This is a genomic window from Mycolicibacterium llatzerense (assembly GCF_025331195.1).
GTDB lineage: Bacteria > Actinomycetota > Actinomycetes > Mycobacteriales > Mycobacteriaceae > Mycobacterium > Mycobacterium llatzerense.
Map to the genome: position 1 here is coordinate 487740 of NZ_LXOV01000016.1, position 15852 is coordinate 503591.

The following is a 15852-nucleotide window of genomic DNA, read 5'->3' on the forward strand; positions in this document are numbered from 1 at the left end:
TGACGCCGTGCCGTCGAAATCGTCGAAGTCATCGAAGAACGCCAGCTATGACCTGAAGGCTGCGGACCGCAAGCGCGACTGGGTGGTCAAGGGCGGGCTGACCGCGCTTGTCATCGTTTTCGCGGTGGTGCTGGTGGCGTACATCGTCATGAACGGCAAGCCGAAGGCCGACCCGCACAAGGTGCAGGCGGTGCAGATCGCGGCGAGCAACGTCGTCACCAATCCCGGCACCAAGGATCCGAAGGTCACCCTGACGATCTACGAGGACTTTCTCTGCCCGGTCTGCGGCGTCTTCGAGAAGACCTACGGCCCGACCATCGCCAAGCTGATCGACAACGGCGACATCGCCGTCGACTACAACATCGTCTCGATCATCGGCCGGGGCGACCCGAAGTCGTACTCGACGCGCGCCGGCGCCATCGCGTACTGCGTCGCCGACGAGGACAAGGCCGCGTTCCGGCGCTTCCACGAGGCGCTGTACAAGAACCAGCCCGAGGAAACCGCGGCCAGCTTCCCGGACAACGCCAAGCTGCTCGAGTACGCGCGCCAGTCCGGCGTTGCCGTCGGTCCGAACGACCCGCTCAGCAAGTGCGTCGAGAACGGCGTCTACACCGAGATGGTCAACAACATGGCCCGCAACTCGGAGATCCAGGGCACCCCGACCATCAAGATCAACGGCACCGAGACCAGCCTGGTCCCGAACGGCGATCCGAACAGCCTGATCGAGAAGATCAAGGCCATCGCGCCCGATCTGCCGAACCTGCCCGCGGCCCCGGCGGCCCCCGCCGCTCCCGCTCCGGGCGCCCCGGCACCGCAGCCCGCTCCGGCGCCGCACCAGTGACCGACGTCGAGACATCCGAGCGGCCGGCAGGGGTGGCGGTCAGCCGCCCCGCCGCCGTCTGGATTCTGCTCGCCGGCGTCATCGGCGAGGTCGCCGCGTTCGTGTTGGCCGTCGAGAAGATCCGGCAGTTGCAGAACCCGTCGTACGTCCCGTCGTGCAGCATCAACCCGGTGCTGTCGTGCGGGTCGGTGATGCTGACCAAACAGGCCTCACTGTTCGGATTTCCGAACCCGCTCGTGGGCATCGCCGCCTTCAGCGTGGTGATCGTGACGGGTGTGCTGGCAGTGGCCGGAGTTCGGCTGCCGCGGTGGTACTGGGCCGGCCTGGCGGGTGGCACGCTGCTGGGCGCGGTGTTCGTGCACTGGCTGATCTACGAGAGCCTGTACGAGATCGGCGCGCTGTGCCCGTACTGCATGGTGGTCTGGGTCGTCACCATGGCGCTGCTGATCGTGGTGTCGTCAATTGCCTTGCAGCCCTTGGCCGGCGGCAGCAAAGTGGTGTACGCCCTGTACCAGTGGCGATGGCCGTTGTACGCCGTCTGGATCACTGCGATCGCACTGCTGATCCTTGATCGATTCTGGAGTTATTGGTCCACGCTGATCTAGCGCGACATCTAGCCGCACCCGCTAGGGTCACTGGGTGATTTCCAAACTCCTGGTGGCCAATCGCGGCGAGATCGCGATCCGGGCCTTTCGAGCGGCCAACGAACTCGGTATCGCCACCGTGGCGGTGTACCCGTTCGAGGATCGCAATTCGCTGCATCGGCTCAAGGCTGACGAGTCGTATCAGATCGGCGAGAAGGGCCATCCGGTCCGGGCGTACCTGAACATCGACGACATCGTCGCCACTGCCGTGGCGTGCGGCGCCGACGCGATCTACCCCGGCTATGGCTTCCTGTCGGAGAACCCCGAACTGGCGGCGGCGTGTGCCGCCGCGGGCATCACATTCGTCGGACCCAGCTCCGACATTCTCGAACTGACCGGCAACAAGGCGCGGGCCATCGAGTCGGCACGCGCCGCGGGGCTGCCCGTGTTGGCCTCGTCGGAACCGTCGTCGTCGGTCCCGGATCTGCTGGCGGCAGCTGAGCAGATGCACTTCCCGATTTTCGTCAAGGCTGTCGCCGGTGGTGGTGGTCGCGGTATGCGCCGCGTCGCCGACCCGGCCGACCTGCGTGAGGCCATCGAAGCCGCGTCCCGCGAAGCCGATTCGGCCTTCGGTGACCCGACGGTGTTCCTGGAGCAGGCCGTCGTCAATCCGCGGCACATCGAGGTGCAGATCCTCGCCGATACCCACGGCAACGTCATGCACCTGTTCGAGCGCGACTGCAGCGTCCAGCGCCGGCACCAGAAGGTCATCGAGCTGGCCCCCGCGCCGAACTTGGATCCCGCACTGCGCGAGCGGATGTGCGCCGACGCCGTGGCCTTCGCCCGGCAGATCGGCTACACGTGCGCCGGCACCGTCGAGTTCCTCGTCGATGAGCGCGGCCAGCACGTGTTCATCGAGATGAACCCGCGCATCCAGGTGGAGCACACGGTGACCGAGGAGATCACCGCCGTCGACCTGGTCGCCTCACAGTTGTGTATCGCCTCCGGCTGGTCGCTCGAGCAGCTGGGACTGAGTCAGGAGACCATGCAGGCGCGCGGCGCGGCGCTGCAGTGCCGCATCACCACCGAGGACCCGGCCAACGGTTTCCGTCCGGACACCGGCCGGATCACCGCGTACCGCACCCCGGGTGGCGCCGGCATCCGCCTGGACGGCGGCACCAACCTGGGTGCCGAGGTATCGGCGCACTTCGACTCCATGCTGGTCAAATTGACCTGTCGCGGAAGGGATTTGACCACTGCGGTGGCTCGCGCCAAGCGGGCCCTGGCCGAGTTCCGAATCCGCGGCGTCTCGACGAACATCCCGTTCCTGCAGGCGGTGCTGGACGACCCCGACTTCGTCGCCGGCAAGGTGACCACGTCGTTCATCGACGAGCGTCCGCAGCTGCTGACCGCGCGCAGCAGTGCCGACCGCGGCACCAAGATCCTCAACTACCTGGCCGACGTGACGGTCAACCAGCCGCACGGGCCGCGTCCGTCGGCGGTGTACCCGCGCGACAAGCTGCCCGCCGTCGACCTCAAGGCGGCGCCGCCGGCCGGGTCGAAGCAGCGGCTGGTCGAGTTGGGACCGGAAGGCTTCGCGCGCTGGCTGCGCGACACCCCGGCCGTCGGGGTCACCGACACCACCTTCCGCGATGCACACCAGTCGCTGCTGGCCACCCGCGTGCGGTCCACCGGCCTGCTGGAGATCGCCCCGTACATCGCCCGGTCGACCCCGCAGCTGCTCTCGGTCGAGTGCTGGGGCGGCGCCACTTACGATGTGGGCCTTCGCTTTTTGAAGGAAGACCCGTGGGAGCGCCTGGCCGCACTGCGCGAGGCGCTGCCCAACATCTGTCTGCAGATGCTGCTGCGCGGCCGCAACACCGTCGGCTACACGCCGTACCCGGAACTGGTGACGACGGCGTTCGTCGAAGAGGCCACGGCGACCGGTATCGACATCTTCCGCATCTTCGACGCGCTGAACAATGTGTCCTCGATGCGCCCCGCGATCCAGGCGGTGCGTGAAACCGGTTCTGCGGTAGCTGAAGTCGCGATGTCCTACACCGGCGACCTGACCAACCCGGGCGAGAAGATCTACACGCTGGACTACTGGCTCAAGCTCGCCGACGAGATCGTCGACGCCGGCGCGCATGTGCTGGCCATCAAGGACATGGCCGGCCTGCTCCGGCCGCCCGCGGCGGCAAAACTGGTGTCGGCGTTGAAGTCTCGCTTCGATCTGCCGGTGCACGTGCACACCCACGACACCCCGGGTGGGCAGCTGGCGACCTACATGGCCGCCTGGTACGCCGGCGCGGACGCGGTCGACGGCGCCTCGGCGCCGATGGCCGGCACCACCAGCCAGCCCGCGCTCTCGTCCATCGTCGCGGCGGCGGCACACACCCAGTACGACACCGGGCTCTCGCTCGAGGCGGTCTGCGACCTGGAGCCGTACTGGGAGGCGCTGCGCCGGGTGTACGCGCCGTTCGAGTCCGGCCTGCCGTCGCCGACCGGCCGCGTCTACACCCACGAAATCCCGGGTGGTCAGCTCAGCAACCTGCGCACCCAGGCGATCGCGCTGGGCCTGGGCGACCGGTTCGAGGAGATCGAGGACGCCTACGCCGGTGCCGACCGCATCCTGGGGCGCCTGGTGAAGGTGACGCCGTCCAGCAAGGTGGTCGGCGACCTGGCCCTGTCGCTCGTCGGCGCCCACGTCACCGCCGACGACTTCGCGGCCGACCCGGCCCGCTACGACATCCCGGACAGCGTCATCGGATTCTTCCGCGGCGAACTGGGTGACCCGCCCGGCGGCTGGCCGGAGCCGTTGCGCACCAAGGCATTGGAGGGCCGTGGCCCGGCCCGGCCGGAGCAGCAGTTGACCGAGGAGGACGAGGCCCAGCTGGCGCAGCCCGGTGTAGTGCGCCAGGGTGCGCTGAACCGGCTGCTGTTCCCCGGCCCGACGAAGGAGTTCCTGGCCCACCGCGAGGAGTACGGAGACACGTCGCGGCTCAGCGCGAACCAGTTCTTCTACGGCCTGCGGCGTGGGGAAGAGCACCGCGTGCACCTGGAGAAGGGCGTCGAGCTACTCATCGGACTCGAAGCGATCTCCGAGCCCGACGAGCGCGGTATGCGTACCGTGCTGTGCCTGATCAACGGGCAGCTGCGCCCAGTGCTGGTGCGCGACCGCGCCATCGCCGCGGACGTGCCGGCCGCCGAGAAGGCTGATCGCAACAACCCGGACCATGTTGCCGCCCCGTTCGCGGGCGTGGTCACCGTCGGCGTCGCGGTCGGTGACGAGGTCGACGCGGGCCAGACCATCGCGACCATCGAGGCCATGAAGATGGAGGCGGCCATCACCGCACCCAAGGCCGGTACCGTCGCGCGGATCGCCGTCACGCCCACCGCGGGTGTGGAAGGTGGCGATCTGCTCGTGGTGATCAGCTGACCCGGATCATTGGCGGCCGCCACGGCGGCCGCCGGATCTCGGTGCCCGCCAAAGGGACTCGGCCGACCACCGATCGGGTGCGCGAATCGCTGTTCAACGTGCTGGAAGCGCGGCTGGACTTCGACGGGGCGCGGGTGCTCGACCTGTACGCCGGATCGGGTGCGCTCGGGCTGGAGGCGCTGTCCCGGGGTGCGGCGTCGGCCCTGTTCGTCGAGGCCGATCGGCGCGCCGCGGCGGTGATCTCACGGAACATCGCCGAGCTCGGGGTCGACGGTGCCACGGTGCGGTGCGGCACGGCGTCCAGCGTGGCGGGGACGCCGGCGCCCCGGCCGGTGGACCTGGTGTTCGCGGACCCGCCCTACGACGTGCCGGCCACTGACGTGGAAGCCATTGTCGGGCAGCTCGTTTCGGGCGGCTGGTTGGCCGACGGCGCGATCGCGGTGATCGAGCGTCCGACGTCCGGCCCCGCACTGGTCTGGCCCGACGGCTGGACCGTGCTGCGGGAGCGGCGGTACGGCGACACTCGGCTGGAGATGGCGGAGTGGACAGGTTGAACGGGCTCCGCTGACCTGTCGGGTCCGAATCGGCCGCGCCTTGTACCGTCTTTGGCTATGAGTGGTGCGGTCTGCCCGGGATCCTTCGATCCGATAACCCTTGGTCACCTCGACGTCTTCGAGCGGGCGGCGGCCCAGTTCGACGAGGTCGTGGTGGCGGTCCTGGTGAACCCCAACAAGAAGGGGATGTTCACCGCCGAGGAGCGCATCGCGATGATCACCGAGGCGACGTCGCACCTGCCGAACCTACGGGTCGAGGCCGGGTCCGGTCTCGTCGTCGACTTCGCCCGGTCCCGTGGGCTGACGGCCATCGTCAAGGGCCTGCGCACCGGCACCGACTTCGAGTACGAGCTGCAGATGGCGCAGATGAACCGGCACGTCGCCGGCGTCGACACCTTCTTCGTGGCGACCAAGCCGCAGTTCTCGTTCGTGTCGTCGTCGTTGGCCAAGGAGGTGGCGGCCCTCGGTGGCGACGTCACCGACCTACTCCCGGCGGTGGTGAACAAGAGGCTGCAGGCAAAGCTCGCCGGATAGTTCTGCGCGACACACCGACCGGCAAAGCGGAGTCACACGAGTAACAACAGGCACACTGGTAACAACAACTACGCCTGGAGGGTGTTGCCGTGTACCGAGTATTTGAGGCGCTGGACGAGCTCGGCGCGATCGTGGAAGAGGCACGCGGAGTGCCGATGACCGCAGGCTGCATGGTGCCGCGGGGCGATGTCCTGGAACTTCTCGACGACATCAAGGACGCGATTCCAGGCGAACTGGACGATGCCCAGGACGTCTTGGACGCCCGCGACGGGATGCTGCGCGAGGCCAAGCAGCACGCCGACTCGATGGTGTCGTCGGCCACGGCCGAGGCGGATTCGCTGGTCAACCACGCCCGTTCCGAGGCGGACCGGCTGCTGGCCGATGCCAAGGCGCAGGCCGATCGCATGGTCGCCGAGGCGCGTGCGCACAGCGAGCGCATGGTCGGTGAGGCACGCGAAGAGGCCAACCGGATCGCCAGCACCGCCAAGCGTGAGTACGAGGCCAGCACCAACCGGGCAAAAGCCGAGGTCGACCGGCTCCTGGAAAGCGGCAACATCTCCTACGAGAAGGCCGTGCAGGAGGGCATCAAGGAGCAGCAGCGCCTGGTGTCGGAGACCGAGGTGGTCCAGACCGCCCACGCCGAGGCCACCCGCATGGTCGATTCCGCGCACGCCGAGGCCGACCGCCTGCGGGGCGAATGCGACATCTACGTCGACAACAAGCTCGCCGAGTTCGAGGAGCACCTCCAGGGCACCCTGCGTTCGGTCAGCCGGGGCCGGCACCAGCTGCGTACCGCGGCCGGCACCCACGACTACGCCCAGCGCTGAATCGGCTTGCCGGAAGGGCGTCCGGTCGGTGACCGGCGCCGACGTAGGATTGACGAATGTCTCGTCCCGGTCCGCTGATCATTGACATTGCGCGATTGGGCCGTCGGCCCGGGTCGATGATCACGCATGTCGAAACTGTGCCCAGCCCCGCGCGCATCGGCCTGGATCTGATGGCGATCGCGCCCGGCGCGCCGATCGACCTCGACCTGCTACTGCAGTCGGTGTCCGAAGGTGTGCTGGTGACGGGGTCGGTGTCCGCGCCGACCACCGGCGAGTGCTCGCGGTGCCTCAACCCGTTGACCGGGGACGTCACCGTCGACCTCACCGAGCTGTTCGCCTATCCCGACAGCACGACCGAGGCCACCACCGAGGATGACGAGGTCGGCCACGTCATCGACGACACCGTCGACATCGAGCAGTCGATCATCGACGAGGTCGGGCTGACGTTGCCGTTCGCGCCGCTGTGCACCCCGGACTGTCCGGGGCTGTGCCCGGACTGTGGGGTGCGCCTGCTCGATGCCGAGCCGGATCATCATCACGACAAGATCGATCCGCGGTGGGCGAAGTTGTCGGCGATGCTGTCCGACAACCCGGGGGCCGACGGCATCGCGCCGGAGGAACATACGTGACGGTAGATCGTGCGCCGCTCCTGGCAGCGCTGGGCGTGCCATTGCCCGACGATCTGCTGACTGTGGCGTTGACCCATCGCAGCTACGCGTACGAAGCCGGTGGTTTGCCGACCAACGAACGGTTGGAGTTCCTGGGCGACGCCGTGCTCGGCTTGGTGATCACCGCCGAGATCTTCCGTCGCTACCCGGACCGTAGCGAAGGCGAGTTGGCCAAGCTCAAATCGGCGGTCGTCAACACTCAGGCGTTGGCGGAGATCGCGCGCAGTCTGCCGCCCGACGGGCTGGGCAGCTACCTGCTGCTGGGCCGCGGCGAGATGGCCAGTGGCGGCGCGCAGAAGGCCAACCTGCTGGCCGACGGGCTCGAATCACTGCTCGGCGCAACGTATGTCGAGCACGGGCACGAGGTGGCCCAAACCGTGGTGATGGGACTGTTCAGCGCCGCTCTCGATACCGCGGCCAGCCTGGGCGCGGGTCTGGACTGGAAAACCAGTCTGCAGGAACTGTCTGCGGCCCGCCGAATCGGTGTCCCGTCGTACCTGGTGACGTCCACCGGCCCGGAGCACGACAAAGAGTTCACCGCGCGCGCGGTGGTCAACGGCGTCGACTACGGCGAAGGCGTTGGGCGCACCAAGAAGGAAGCCGAACAGCATGCTGCTGCGGCGGCGTACCAGGCGCTGGAGGCCAGTCCCGCAGTCGACCCTGACGCTGACGCCGTCAGCAATGCCTGAGCTCCCCGAAGTCGAGGTCGTCCGCCGCGGCCTCGAATCGCATGTGGTGACAAAGGGTTTCACCACCGTACGGGTGCTGCATCCGCGGGCGGTGCGGCGACACGACAACGGTCCCGCGGACCTGGCCGGCCGGTTGGCCGGTCGCCGGATCACCGGCACGGGCCGCCGCGGAAAGTACCTGTGGCTGACCCTCGACGGTGACGAGGCACTGGTGGTGCACCTGGGCATGAGCGGCCAGATGCTGATCGGGCCACCCGCTCGGCCGTCGCACCTGCGCATCGCGGCAGTGCTCGATGACGGCACCGAACTGAGTTTCGTCGACCAACGGACTTTCGGCGGTTGGCAGGTCTGCGACCTGGTCGAGGTGGACGGCAGCGTCGTACCTGTGCCGGTGGCGCATATCGCCCGCGATCCGCTCGATCCCGAATTCGATCCGGAGTCCGTGGTGAAGATATTGCGGCGCAAGGATTCTGAGATCAAGCGCCAGCTGCTGGATCAAACGGTGGTGTCCGGCGTCGGCAATATCTACGCCGACGAATCGCTGTGGCGGGCGCAGGTCAACGGCTTCCGGCTGGCATCGGCGTTGCCCAGGCGTCAGCTCGGGGAACTCCTTGCGCACGCCGCCGACGTGATGAATTCCGCTCTGGCGCAAGGCGGCACGTCATTCGACTCGCTGTACGTCAATGTCAACGGCGAGTCCGGATACTTCGACCGTTCACTGGACGCCTACGGCCAGGAGGGGGAGCCGTGCGGCCGGTGCGGCACGGCGATCCGGCGGGAGAAGTTCATGAACCGCTCGTCGTACTACTGCCCGAAATGCCAACCGCGGCCACGCATTCCGCGTCGGGTCTGACCACCCGGGGCTACTTCAGCCCGGGTATGCCCTTGAACTTCGGCGAATCGGTCATGCAGAACCTCCACTCGCCGCCTTCTTTGCGGAGCGGAACGCTCGTGACCCCGGAGGCCGAGTTGACGCTCACCGTCGCCCGATCTCCGTTGACGCTGATATCGGTGATCTCGGCGCGTTTGGTCGAACCGGGGCCGGCGTCGGTGCTGCTGCCCTTGCCGAACTTGCCCGCGATCGAGGGCACCTTGTCGTACAGCTTCACGTCATTGGCGCAGGAGTGCGCTTTGAAATCGTCGAAGGTCTCGATCTGCGCCGTCATGAGGTCGCGAATCTGTTCCTCGTCCGACGCCGGTCCGGCGATCGTCACCCCGCCACCGCTGGACGCCGAGTCGGAGCCGGAGCCCGAGCGCGACGTCACCATGGCGAAGACGACCCCGATCACGAGGACGATGGCGAATATCCCCGCACCGATGAGCGCGAACTTGCGGGTGTTGTTGGGCGGAGTCGGCGGCGGGAATCCGGGCTGGCCCGCGAAACCGGGCCCCATCGGGTAACCCGGTGCCTGCCCGTAGGCGGGCTGCCCGTAGGTCGGCTGCCCATAAACCGGCTGCCCGTACTCAGGCTGGCCGTAAGCCGGCTGGCCGTACGCCGGCTGGCCGTACGTGGGCTGCCCGTACTCAGGCTGGCCGTAGGTGGGTTGGCCGTAAGCCGGCTGCCCGTAAGCGGGTTGGCCGTAGGCGGGCTGACCGTACGCAGGCTGGCCATATCCCTCGGGCGGCTGCTGCTGCGGCTGCCAGGGCTGAGCGCCCGGATCAGAGCCGGACGGGGGATAGGTCATGTCTGCGCGCTCCCTGTGAACTGTGCTTGGTGTCCAACGTAACACCGGCGCGACTGCCCGAAATGCCAACCGCGGGCGGGCAAGTCACAGGTCGATCACTTCATGCCGGGCAGGTTCTGTAGCTGCTTCAGTTGCGGTGAGTCGGTGAAGCAGATCTTCCAGTCGCCGCTTTCTTTACGGAAGTACAGCGTGCCGGAACGCTCCAGGCCGGTGCTCGACGTCGCGGTGACTTCTGCGGTGGCGGTATCGCCGGTCACATTGACACTGTCGACAGTGGCTTTGCCCTTGGCTCCCGTCGGATTGGTGCCCGTGCTGTCGGCGATGCCGGGGAACTTGCTGAAGAACTTCTGGTCGTTGGCGCAGGCCCGTTCTTTGATCGACGACGGTCCCGAGCTCATCAGGCTGCGAATCTGGTCCTCGTCGGAGTTGCCGCCCAGGGCGCTGAGTCCACCGCCGGAGTTCGAGACCAGCACCACGGCCACCACGATGCCGACGACGATGATGGCCGCCAGGCCACCGATCAGCGCCCATTTCGGGCCGTTGGATTTGGGTTGCGGCGCGCCGGGGAAACCGGGTCCCGTCGGATATCCCGGCGGCTGGCCGTACCCGGGCTGGCCGTACCCGGGCTGCCCGTAGGCCGGTTGGCCGTACGTGGGTTGTCCGTAGGCGGGCTGGCCGTACGTGGGTTGTCCGTAGGCGGGCTGGGGTTGGCCGTATCCCGGTTGGCCGTAGCCGCTCGGCGGGAACCCGGGTGCAGGCTGCTGCGGCTGCTGCCACGGCTGACCGCCTGGCTGCGGCCCGAGCGGGGGATAGGTCATGTCTGGTCGCTCCCTGTGAACTGTGCTTGCAATCCAAGTTAACACCGTTGGGCCGCCTACCACCGGAAACGCCGGTCAGCCTCGGGCGTTACTTCATCCCGGGCAGATTCTTGAACACCGGGTTGTCGGTGGAGCAGAACTTCCACTCGCCGCCTTCTTTGCGCAGCCAGATCGCAACCTGCGACGACGACGGGGGTTTCACCGTGGCCCGGTCGCCGGTGACGGTGATGTCGAGACCGTTGAGGCTCTGCGGGTCGCCTGCGACCTTCGGTACCGGCATGGTGCCGAATGCGTTGCCGCCCGCCTGCCCGAAGAACTTGCGGTCGTTGGCGCACGAGATCGAGGCCATGTCGCCCCCACCGAAAGTGGCCAGAAACTGGCGAATCTCATCCTCGTCGGAACCGGCGTCACTCGATGCCCCAGGCTTTTCGACCTCGTCGGTCGAACCCGTGCTACCCGCTCCGCCCTTGCGCTTACTTCCGGGCTCACTGCTCGCGGAGGTCGATTTGTCTTCATCCGAGGAAGTGCCCAACGCGTAGAGCCCCACGACGCCGAGGACCAGTACCAGCACCACCGCGCCGACGATGAGAATCCACTTGCCCGGGCCGCCGGAGCTCGGCGGTGTGGCACCGGGATACCCGTAAGGCATCGGCTGACCGGGTACCGGACCGTATCCAGGCGGGCCGTATCCGGGATAGCCAGGAACAACCGGTTGGCCGGCGCCGTACGGACCCTGCTGTGGGTACCCGGGCGGGCCTGGGTATGGACCTTGAGGTGGGTACGTCATCTGAGCTCTCCCCCCGAGAGTCGTGCGTGAATGCCGAGTTTACCTGGGGCCCAGCAGGGTTCCCGCAGAACATTGCGCGTCGGCGCGGTACAAATGAGCCATGACGGAACTGTGGGTCGAACGGACCGGGGTGCGCCGCTACAGCGGACACAGCTCGCGAGGAGCAGAGGTCCTCGTCGGATCCGAGGATGTCGACGGCGTCTTCACTCCCGGTGAACTGCTCAAGATCGCGTTGGCGGCCTGCAGTGGGATGAGCAGCGATGCGCCGTTGCGGACCCGACTCGGCGACGACTACCAGACCACCATCCGGGTGTCGGGACCGCCGGACCGGGAGAACGAGGTCTACCCGCTGCTGCAGGAGTCCATGGAACTAGATCTCTCCAGCCTGTCCGAGGACGAGATCAAGCGACTCAAGATCGTCGTCGAACGGGCCATCGACAAGGTCTGCACCGTGGGCCGCACGCTCAAGGCGGGGACCGAGGTCACGTTCGAGTTCGCCGACAAGTGACCGAAGCAGTCCGGCTGTCGGCCTGGGTGCACGGCCAGGTGCAGGGCGTCGGGTTCCGGTGGTGGACCCGGGCCCGGGCTCTGGAGCTGGGTCTCACCGGCTACGCCAGTAACAAGCCGGACGGCCGCGTGCACGTCGTGGCGCAGGGTTCACGCGCCGACTGCGAACAGCTGCTGGCCCTCCTGCGCGGTGGCACCACCCCGGGCACGGTGACGACCGTCGTCGACGATTGGGCCGCGGTTGGTGACCCGATCGATGGTTTTTCCGAGAGATAGAAGCCCAGGGGTCCCCCGCATTTAACCGGCTCGACGGTAGGGTTTCACCCCATGCATCTGAAGAGTCTGACGCTGAAGGGCTTCAAGTCCTTCGCGTCGCCGACGACTCTTCGCTTCGAACCCGGCATCACCTGTGTGGTGGGGCCGAACGGTTCGGGCAAGTCGAACGTCGTCGACGCCCTGACCTGGGTGATGGGCGAGCAGGGGGCCAAAACCCTGCGCGGCGGCAAGATGGAAGACGTCATCTTTGCCGGCACCTCGACGCGGGCCCCGCTGGGCCGGGCCGAAGTGACCCTGACCATCGACAACTCGGACAACGCGCTGCCGATCGAATACGCCGAGGTGTCGATCACCCGCCGCGTGTTCCGCGACGGTGCCAGTGAGTACGAGATCAACGGCAGCAGTTGCCGGCTCATGGACGTGCAGGAACTGCTGTCCGACTCCGGCATCGGCCGCGAAATGCACGTCATCGTCGGCCAGGGCAAGCTCTCGGAGATTCTGGAATCGCGTCCCGAGGATCGTCGCGCATTCATCGAGGAAGCCGCCGGCGTGCTCAAGCACCGCCGCCGCAAGGAAAAAGCGGTCCGCAAGCTCGACGCCATGCAGGCCAACCTGGCCCGCCTCACCGACCTGACCACCGAACTGCGTCGTCAGCTCAAACCGTTGGGCCGGCAAGCCGAGATGGCCCGCCGTGCGCAGACCATCCAGGCCGATCTGCGTGACGCCCGGCTGCGGCTGGCCGCCGACGACCTGGTGACCCGGCAGGCCGAGTTCGACGACACCAACCAGACCGAGACCGCGCTACGTCGCGAGCACGGCGAGGTGACCGAGCGTCTGGAAGCGGCCGCCGCGGAACTGGCCGGACACGAAGCCGCGGTGTCGGGTTTGTCCGGTCGGGCCGAGGCTGCCCAGCAGACCTGGTTCCGGTTGTCCGCGCTGGCCGAACGGGTCAGCGCCACAGTGCGTATCGCCACCGAGCGGACCAATCTGCTGGACTCGGATCTGGAGGTGTCGACCGGGCCGGACCCGGACGCGCTGGACGCCGAGGCCGAAGCCGTCGCCGAGCACGAAGAACAACTGCTCGCCGAACTTGCCGAATCGCGGACCCGGCTGGAGGCCGCGCGTGGCGCGCTGGCCGAATGTGAACGCGCCGCGGCCGATGCGGAGCGGGCCCAGATGGCCGCGGCCCGCGCCGAGGCGGACCGTCGTGAAGGACTGGCCCGGCTTTCCGGTCAGGTCGACAACATGCGCACCCGGATCGAATCGATCGACGAGGGCGCGGCCCGGCTGACCGGCAGCATCGAGGAGGCGGCCGCCCGCGCGCAACAGACGTGGGCCGAGTTCGAAACCGTGCAGGGGCAGGTCGGTGAGCTGGACGCCGGGGAAGTCGGTCTGGACGAGCATCACCACCGCACCACGACCGCGCTGCGTCAGGCCGACGAACGGGTCGACGAACTGCAGGCCGCCGAGCGGGCCGCAGAACGGCAAGTGGCCTCGCTGCGGGCCCGGATAGAGGCGCTGTCTGTCACGCTGGATCTCAAAGACGGATCGGCATGGCTGCAGGAAAACCATGATGGCGCAGGGCTTTTCGGTTCGATTGCGGAACTGCTGCGGGTGCGGTCGGGGCATGAGACGGCAATCGCCGCGGTGTTGGGCGCCGCCGCCGACGCGCTGGCGGCCGAGAGTTTCGACGCGGCCCGGTCCGCGGTCGACGCGCTGAAGAAGGGCGACGGCGGCCGGGCGGCCATCGTGCTGGGCGACTGGCCCGGCGAAACCGCTTCGCCGCGTGGAGAATTGCCGTCCGGCGCGCAGTGGGCGCTGGATTTGGTCGAGGTACCGAAGCGGCTGACGGGCGCGATGACCGCCATGCTGGCCCGGGTCGTTGTGGTCGGTGAATTGCAGGCCGCACTCGACCTGGTGGCGGCTCGTCCGGAGTTACAGGCGGTCACCGCCGACGGCGACCTCGTGGGTGCCGGCTGGATCAGCGGCGGATCCGATCGCAAACCCAGCGCGCTGGAGATCACCGCGGAGATCGACAAGGCCCAGACCGCGTTGATCGACGCGGAGCGCCAGACCGTCGAATACGCTGCCGCGCTGTCGGGCGCCCTCGCCGAACAGTCGTCCCGGCGGGATTCGGTCGAACACGCGCTGGCGGCGTTGCACGAATCCGACGCCGCCATCTCGGCGATCTACGAACAGCTGGGTCGGCTCGGGCATGTGGCTCGGACCGCTGACACTGAATGGCAGCAGCTGACGCGGCAGCGCGACGACCTGGAGGCCGGGCGCAGCCGCACGCTGGCCGAGCTGGCCGAGCTGGAAGACCGCTTCCACAATGCCCAGCAGGAGCCGATGTTCGACGTCGAGCACGTCGACCGGAGCGAGACGACGGCGGCCGCCGAAGAGGCGCGAGCAGTCGAGGTCGAGGCCCGCCTGACGGTGCGTACCGCCGAGGAACGGGCGAACGCCGTTCGCGGACGGGCGGATTCGTTGCGCCGGGCCGCGGCCGCCGAGCGGGAGGCCCGGGTGCGGGCGGCTCGAGCCCGCGAAGCTCGGGAGAATGCGGCGAAGGTCGCGGCCGCGGTCGCCGAATCCGGCCGGCTGGTGGCCGAAAAGCTAGCTGCCACAGTGACTCTCGCGGCCCGTAAGCGCGACGAACTGGCCACTGAACGGGCTCAGCGCTCGGAAGGACTGACGCGGGTCCGGGCAGAAGTGTCCGAACTCAGCGCCCGGGCCGGTGCCCTGACTGAGTCGCTGCATCGCGACGAGGTCGCGAAAGCGCAAGCGGCCCTTCGTATCGAGCAACTCGAGCAACAGGCGCTGGAACAGTTCGGTATGGCGGTGGCCGATCTGGTCGCCGAGTACGGACCGGACGTGCCGCTGCCGCCGACCGAACTCGAGATGGCCGAATACGAGCAGGCCAAGGAACGCGGCGAGCAGGTCACCGCGCCCGCCCCGATGGCGTTCGACCGGCCCACCCAGGAGCGGCGCGCGAAGAAGGCCGAGAAGGAACTTGCCGAGCTGGGCCGGGTGAATCCCTTGGCGCTGGAGGAGTTCGCGGCGCTCGAGGAGCGCTACAACTTCCTGTCCACCCAGCTGGAGGACGTCAAGGGCGCCCGCAAGGACCTGATGGACGTCATCGCCGACGTCGACGAGCGCATCCTGCGGGTGTTCACGGAGGCCTACGCCGATGTGGAGGCGGAGTTCTCCCAGGTGTTCTCCACGCTCTTCCCCGGCGGCGAGGGCCGGCTACTGCTGACCAACCCCGGTGACATGCTCACCACGGGCATCGAGGTCGAGGCCCGGCCGCCGGGCAAGAAGGTCAAGCGGTTGTCACTGCTGTCCGGTGGCGAGAAGTCGCTGACCGCGGTGGCGATGCTGGTGGCGATCTTCCGCGCTCGTCCGTCGCCCTTCTATGTCATGGACGAGGTCGAGGCCGCGCTGGACGACGTGAACCTGCGCCGGCTGATCAGCCTGTTCGAACAGCTGCGGGAGAAGTCGCAGCTGATCGTCATCACGCACCAGAAGCCGACCATGGAGGTCGCCGACGCGCTGTACGGCGTCACCATGCAGGGCGACGGCATCACGCAGGTGATCTCGCAGCGCATGCGCGGCCAGGAGCTGGTCTCAAGCACCTGACACAATG

15 protein-coding genes are annotated in these 15852 nt (G+C 67.8%); 12 read left to right on the plus strand and 3 right to left on the minus strand.

Going from position 1 to position 15852, the window contains the following annotated elements; translation table 11 throughout:
- Window positions 1–7: 7 nt before the first annotated feature.
- The 9 genes from A7G45_RS27070 to mutM all read left to right on the plus strand — a co-directional run bounded on the left by A7G45_RS27070 (window position 8) and on the right by mutM (window position 8989).
- On the plus strand, window positions 8–841 hold the full coding sequence (locus tag A7G45_RS27070; protein ID WP_043393368.1) for a DsbA family protein: 834 nt from the start codon (window positions 8–10) through the stop codon (window positions 839–841).
- A complete protein-coding gene (locus A7G45_RS27075; protein ID WP_260941432.1) occupies window positions 838–1446 on the plus strand; it encodes a vitamin K epoxide reductase family protein in 609 nt (202 codons plus the stop codon). The genes A7G45_RS27070 and A7G45_RS27075 overlap by 4 nt, the downstream gene beginning before the upstream one ends.
- A 34-nt stretch (window positions 1447–1480) precedes the next feature.
- The gene (locus A7G45_RS27080; RefSeq protein ID WP_260941433.1) at window positions 1481–4864 is read left to right on the plus strand and encodes a pyruvate carboxylase; all 3384 of its coding nucleotides are present in this window, start codon (window positions 1481–1483) and stop codon (window positions 4862–4864) included.
- Entirely contained in the window at window positions 4861–5418 is a 558-nt protein-coding gene (gene rsmD / locus A7G45_RS27085) for a 16S rRNA (guanine(966)-N(2))-methyltransferase RsmD (protein WP_260941567.1), read from the plus strand. The genes A7G45_RS27080 and rsmD overlap by 4 nt, the downstream gene beginning before the upstream one ends.
- 57 nt (window positions 5419–5475) lie before the next feature.
- Entirely contained in the window at window positions 5476–5952 is a 477-nt protein-coding gene (gene coaD, locus A7G45_RS27090) for a pantetheine-phosphate adenylyltransferase (protein WP_133762532.1), read from the plus strand.
- Window positions 5953–6041: 89 nt separating this feature from the next.
- Window positions 6042–6779: a cell division protein SepIVA gene (gene sepIVA / locus A7G45_RS27095; RefSeq protein WP_043393386.1), complete on the plus strand. Its 738-nt coding sequence runs from the start codon at window positions 6042–6044 to the stop codon at window positions 6777–6779.
- Between the two features lie 56 nt (window positions 6780–6835).
- Window positions 6836–7408, plus strand: coding sequence for a YceD family protein (locus A7G45_RS27100; protein ID WP_260941434.1), 573 nt, complete (start codon window positions 6836–6838; stop codon window positions 7406–7408).
- Window positions 7405–8136: a ribonuclease III gene (gene rnc / locus A7G45_RS27105; protein ID WP_260941435.1), complete on the plus strand. Its 732-nt coding sequence runs from the start codon at window positions 7405–7407 to the stop codon at window positions 8134–8136. The genes A7G45_RS27100 and rnc overlap by 4 nt, the downstream gene beginning before the upstream one ends.
- Window positions 8129–8989 carry a bifunctional DNA-formamidopyrimidine glycosylase/DNA-(apurinic or apyrimidinic site) lyase gene (gene mutM, locus A7G45_RS27110; RefSeq protein ID WP_260941436.1) on the plus strand — a complete coding sequence of 287 codons (861 nt, stop codon included), beginning with the start codon at window positions 8129–8131 and terminating at the stop codon, window positions 8987–8989. Before rnc ends, mutM begins: the two co-directional genes overlap by 8 nt.
- A 10-nt stretch (window positions 8990–8999) precedes the next feature.
- On the opposite strand, the gene A7G45_RS27115 is transcribed toward mutM, so the two are convergent.
- From A7G45_RS27115 to A7G45_RS27125, 3 genes are all read right to left on the minus strand, one after another.
- Window positions 9000–9821 carry an Rv0361 family membrane protein gene (locus A7G45_RS27115; RefSeq protein ID WP_260941437.1) on the minus strand — a complete coding sequence of 274 codons (822 nt, stop codon included), beginning with the start codon at window positions 9819–9821 and terminating at the stop codon, window positions 9000–9002.
- Window positions 9822–9916: 95 nt separating this feature from the next.
- Window positions 9917–10639: an Rv0361 family membrane protein gene (locus A7G45_RS27120; RefSeq protein ID WP_260941438.1), complete on the minus strand. Its 723-nt coding sequence runs from the start codon at window positions 10637–10639 to the stop codon at window positions 9917–9919.
- Between the two features lie 88 nt (window positions 10640–10727).
- The gene (locus A7G45_RS27125) at window positions 10728–11426 is read right to left on the minus strand and encodes a hypothetical protein (RefSeq protein WP_260941439.1); all 699 of its coding nucleotides are present in this window, start codon (window positions 11424–11426) and stop codon (window positions 10728–10730) included.
- Between the two features lie 100 nt (window positions 11427–11526).
- Between A7G45_RS27125 and A7G45_RS27130 the strand changes: the two genes are divergently transcribed.
- Genes A7G45_RS27130 through smc form a run of 3 tightly spaced genes read left to right on the plus strand, consistent with a single transcriptional unit; the run spans window position 11527 to window position 15845 of the window.
- Window positions 11527–11934: an OsmC family protein gene (locus A7G45_RS27130; protein ID WP_260941440.1), complete on the plus strand. Its 408-nt coding sequence runs from the start codon at window positions 11527–11529 to the stop codon at window positions 11932–11934.
- A complete protein-coding gene (locus A7G45_RS27135; protein ID WP_043393408.1) occupies window positions 11931–12209 on the plus strand; it encodes an acylphosphatase in 279 nt (92 codons plus the stop codon). The genes A7G45_RS27130 and A7G45_RS27135 overlap by 4 nt, the downstream gene beginning before the upstream one ends.
- Window positions 12210–12260: 51 nt before the next feature.
- Entirely contained in the window at window positions 12261–15845 is a 3585-nt protein-coding gene (gene smc, locus A7G45_RS27140; protein WP_260941441.1) for a chromosome segregation protein SMC, read from the plus strand.
- The last annotated feature ends 7 nt before the right edge of the window (window positions 15846–15852 follow it).

What these genes read in the sequence shown, in the direction of transcription:
- A7G45_RS27100 (WP_260941434.1), top strand. Translation starts at nt 6,836, where the DNA reads ATGTCTCGTCCCGGTCCGCTGATCATTGACATTGCGCGATTGGGCCGT.
- smc (WP_260941441.1), top strand. Translation starts at nt 12,261, where the DNA reads ATGCATCTGAAGAGTCTGACGCTGAAGGGCTTCAAGTCCTTCGCGTCG.
- A7G45_RS27125 (WP_260941439.1), bottom strand. Translation starts at nt 11,426, where the DNA reads ATGACGTACCCACCTCAAGGTCCATACCCAGGCCCGCCCGGGTACCCA.
- coaD (WP_133762532.1), top strand. Translation starts at nt 5,476, where the DNA reads ATGAGTGGTGCGGTCTGCCCGGGATCCTTCGATCCGATAACCCTTGGT.
- A7G45_RS27115 (WP_260941437.1), bottom strand. Translation starts at nt 9,821, where the DNA reads ATGACCTATCCCCCGTCCGGCTCTGATCCGGGCGCTCAGCCCTGGCAG.
- A7G45_RS27120 (WP_260941438.1), bottom strand. Translation starts at nt 10,639, where the DNA reads ATGACCTATCCCCCGCTCGGGCCGCAGCCAGGCGGTCAGCCGTGGCAG.
- A7G45_RS27130 (WP_260941440.1), top strand. Translation starts at nt 11,527, where the DNA reads ATGACGGAACTGTGGGTCGAACGGACCGGGGTGCGCCGCTACAGCGGA.
- mutM (WP_260941436.1), top strand. Translation starts at nt 8,129, where the DNA reads ATGCCTGAGCTCCCCGAAGTCGAGGTCGTCCGCCGCGGCCTCGAATCG.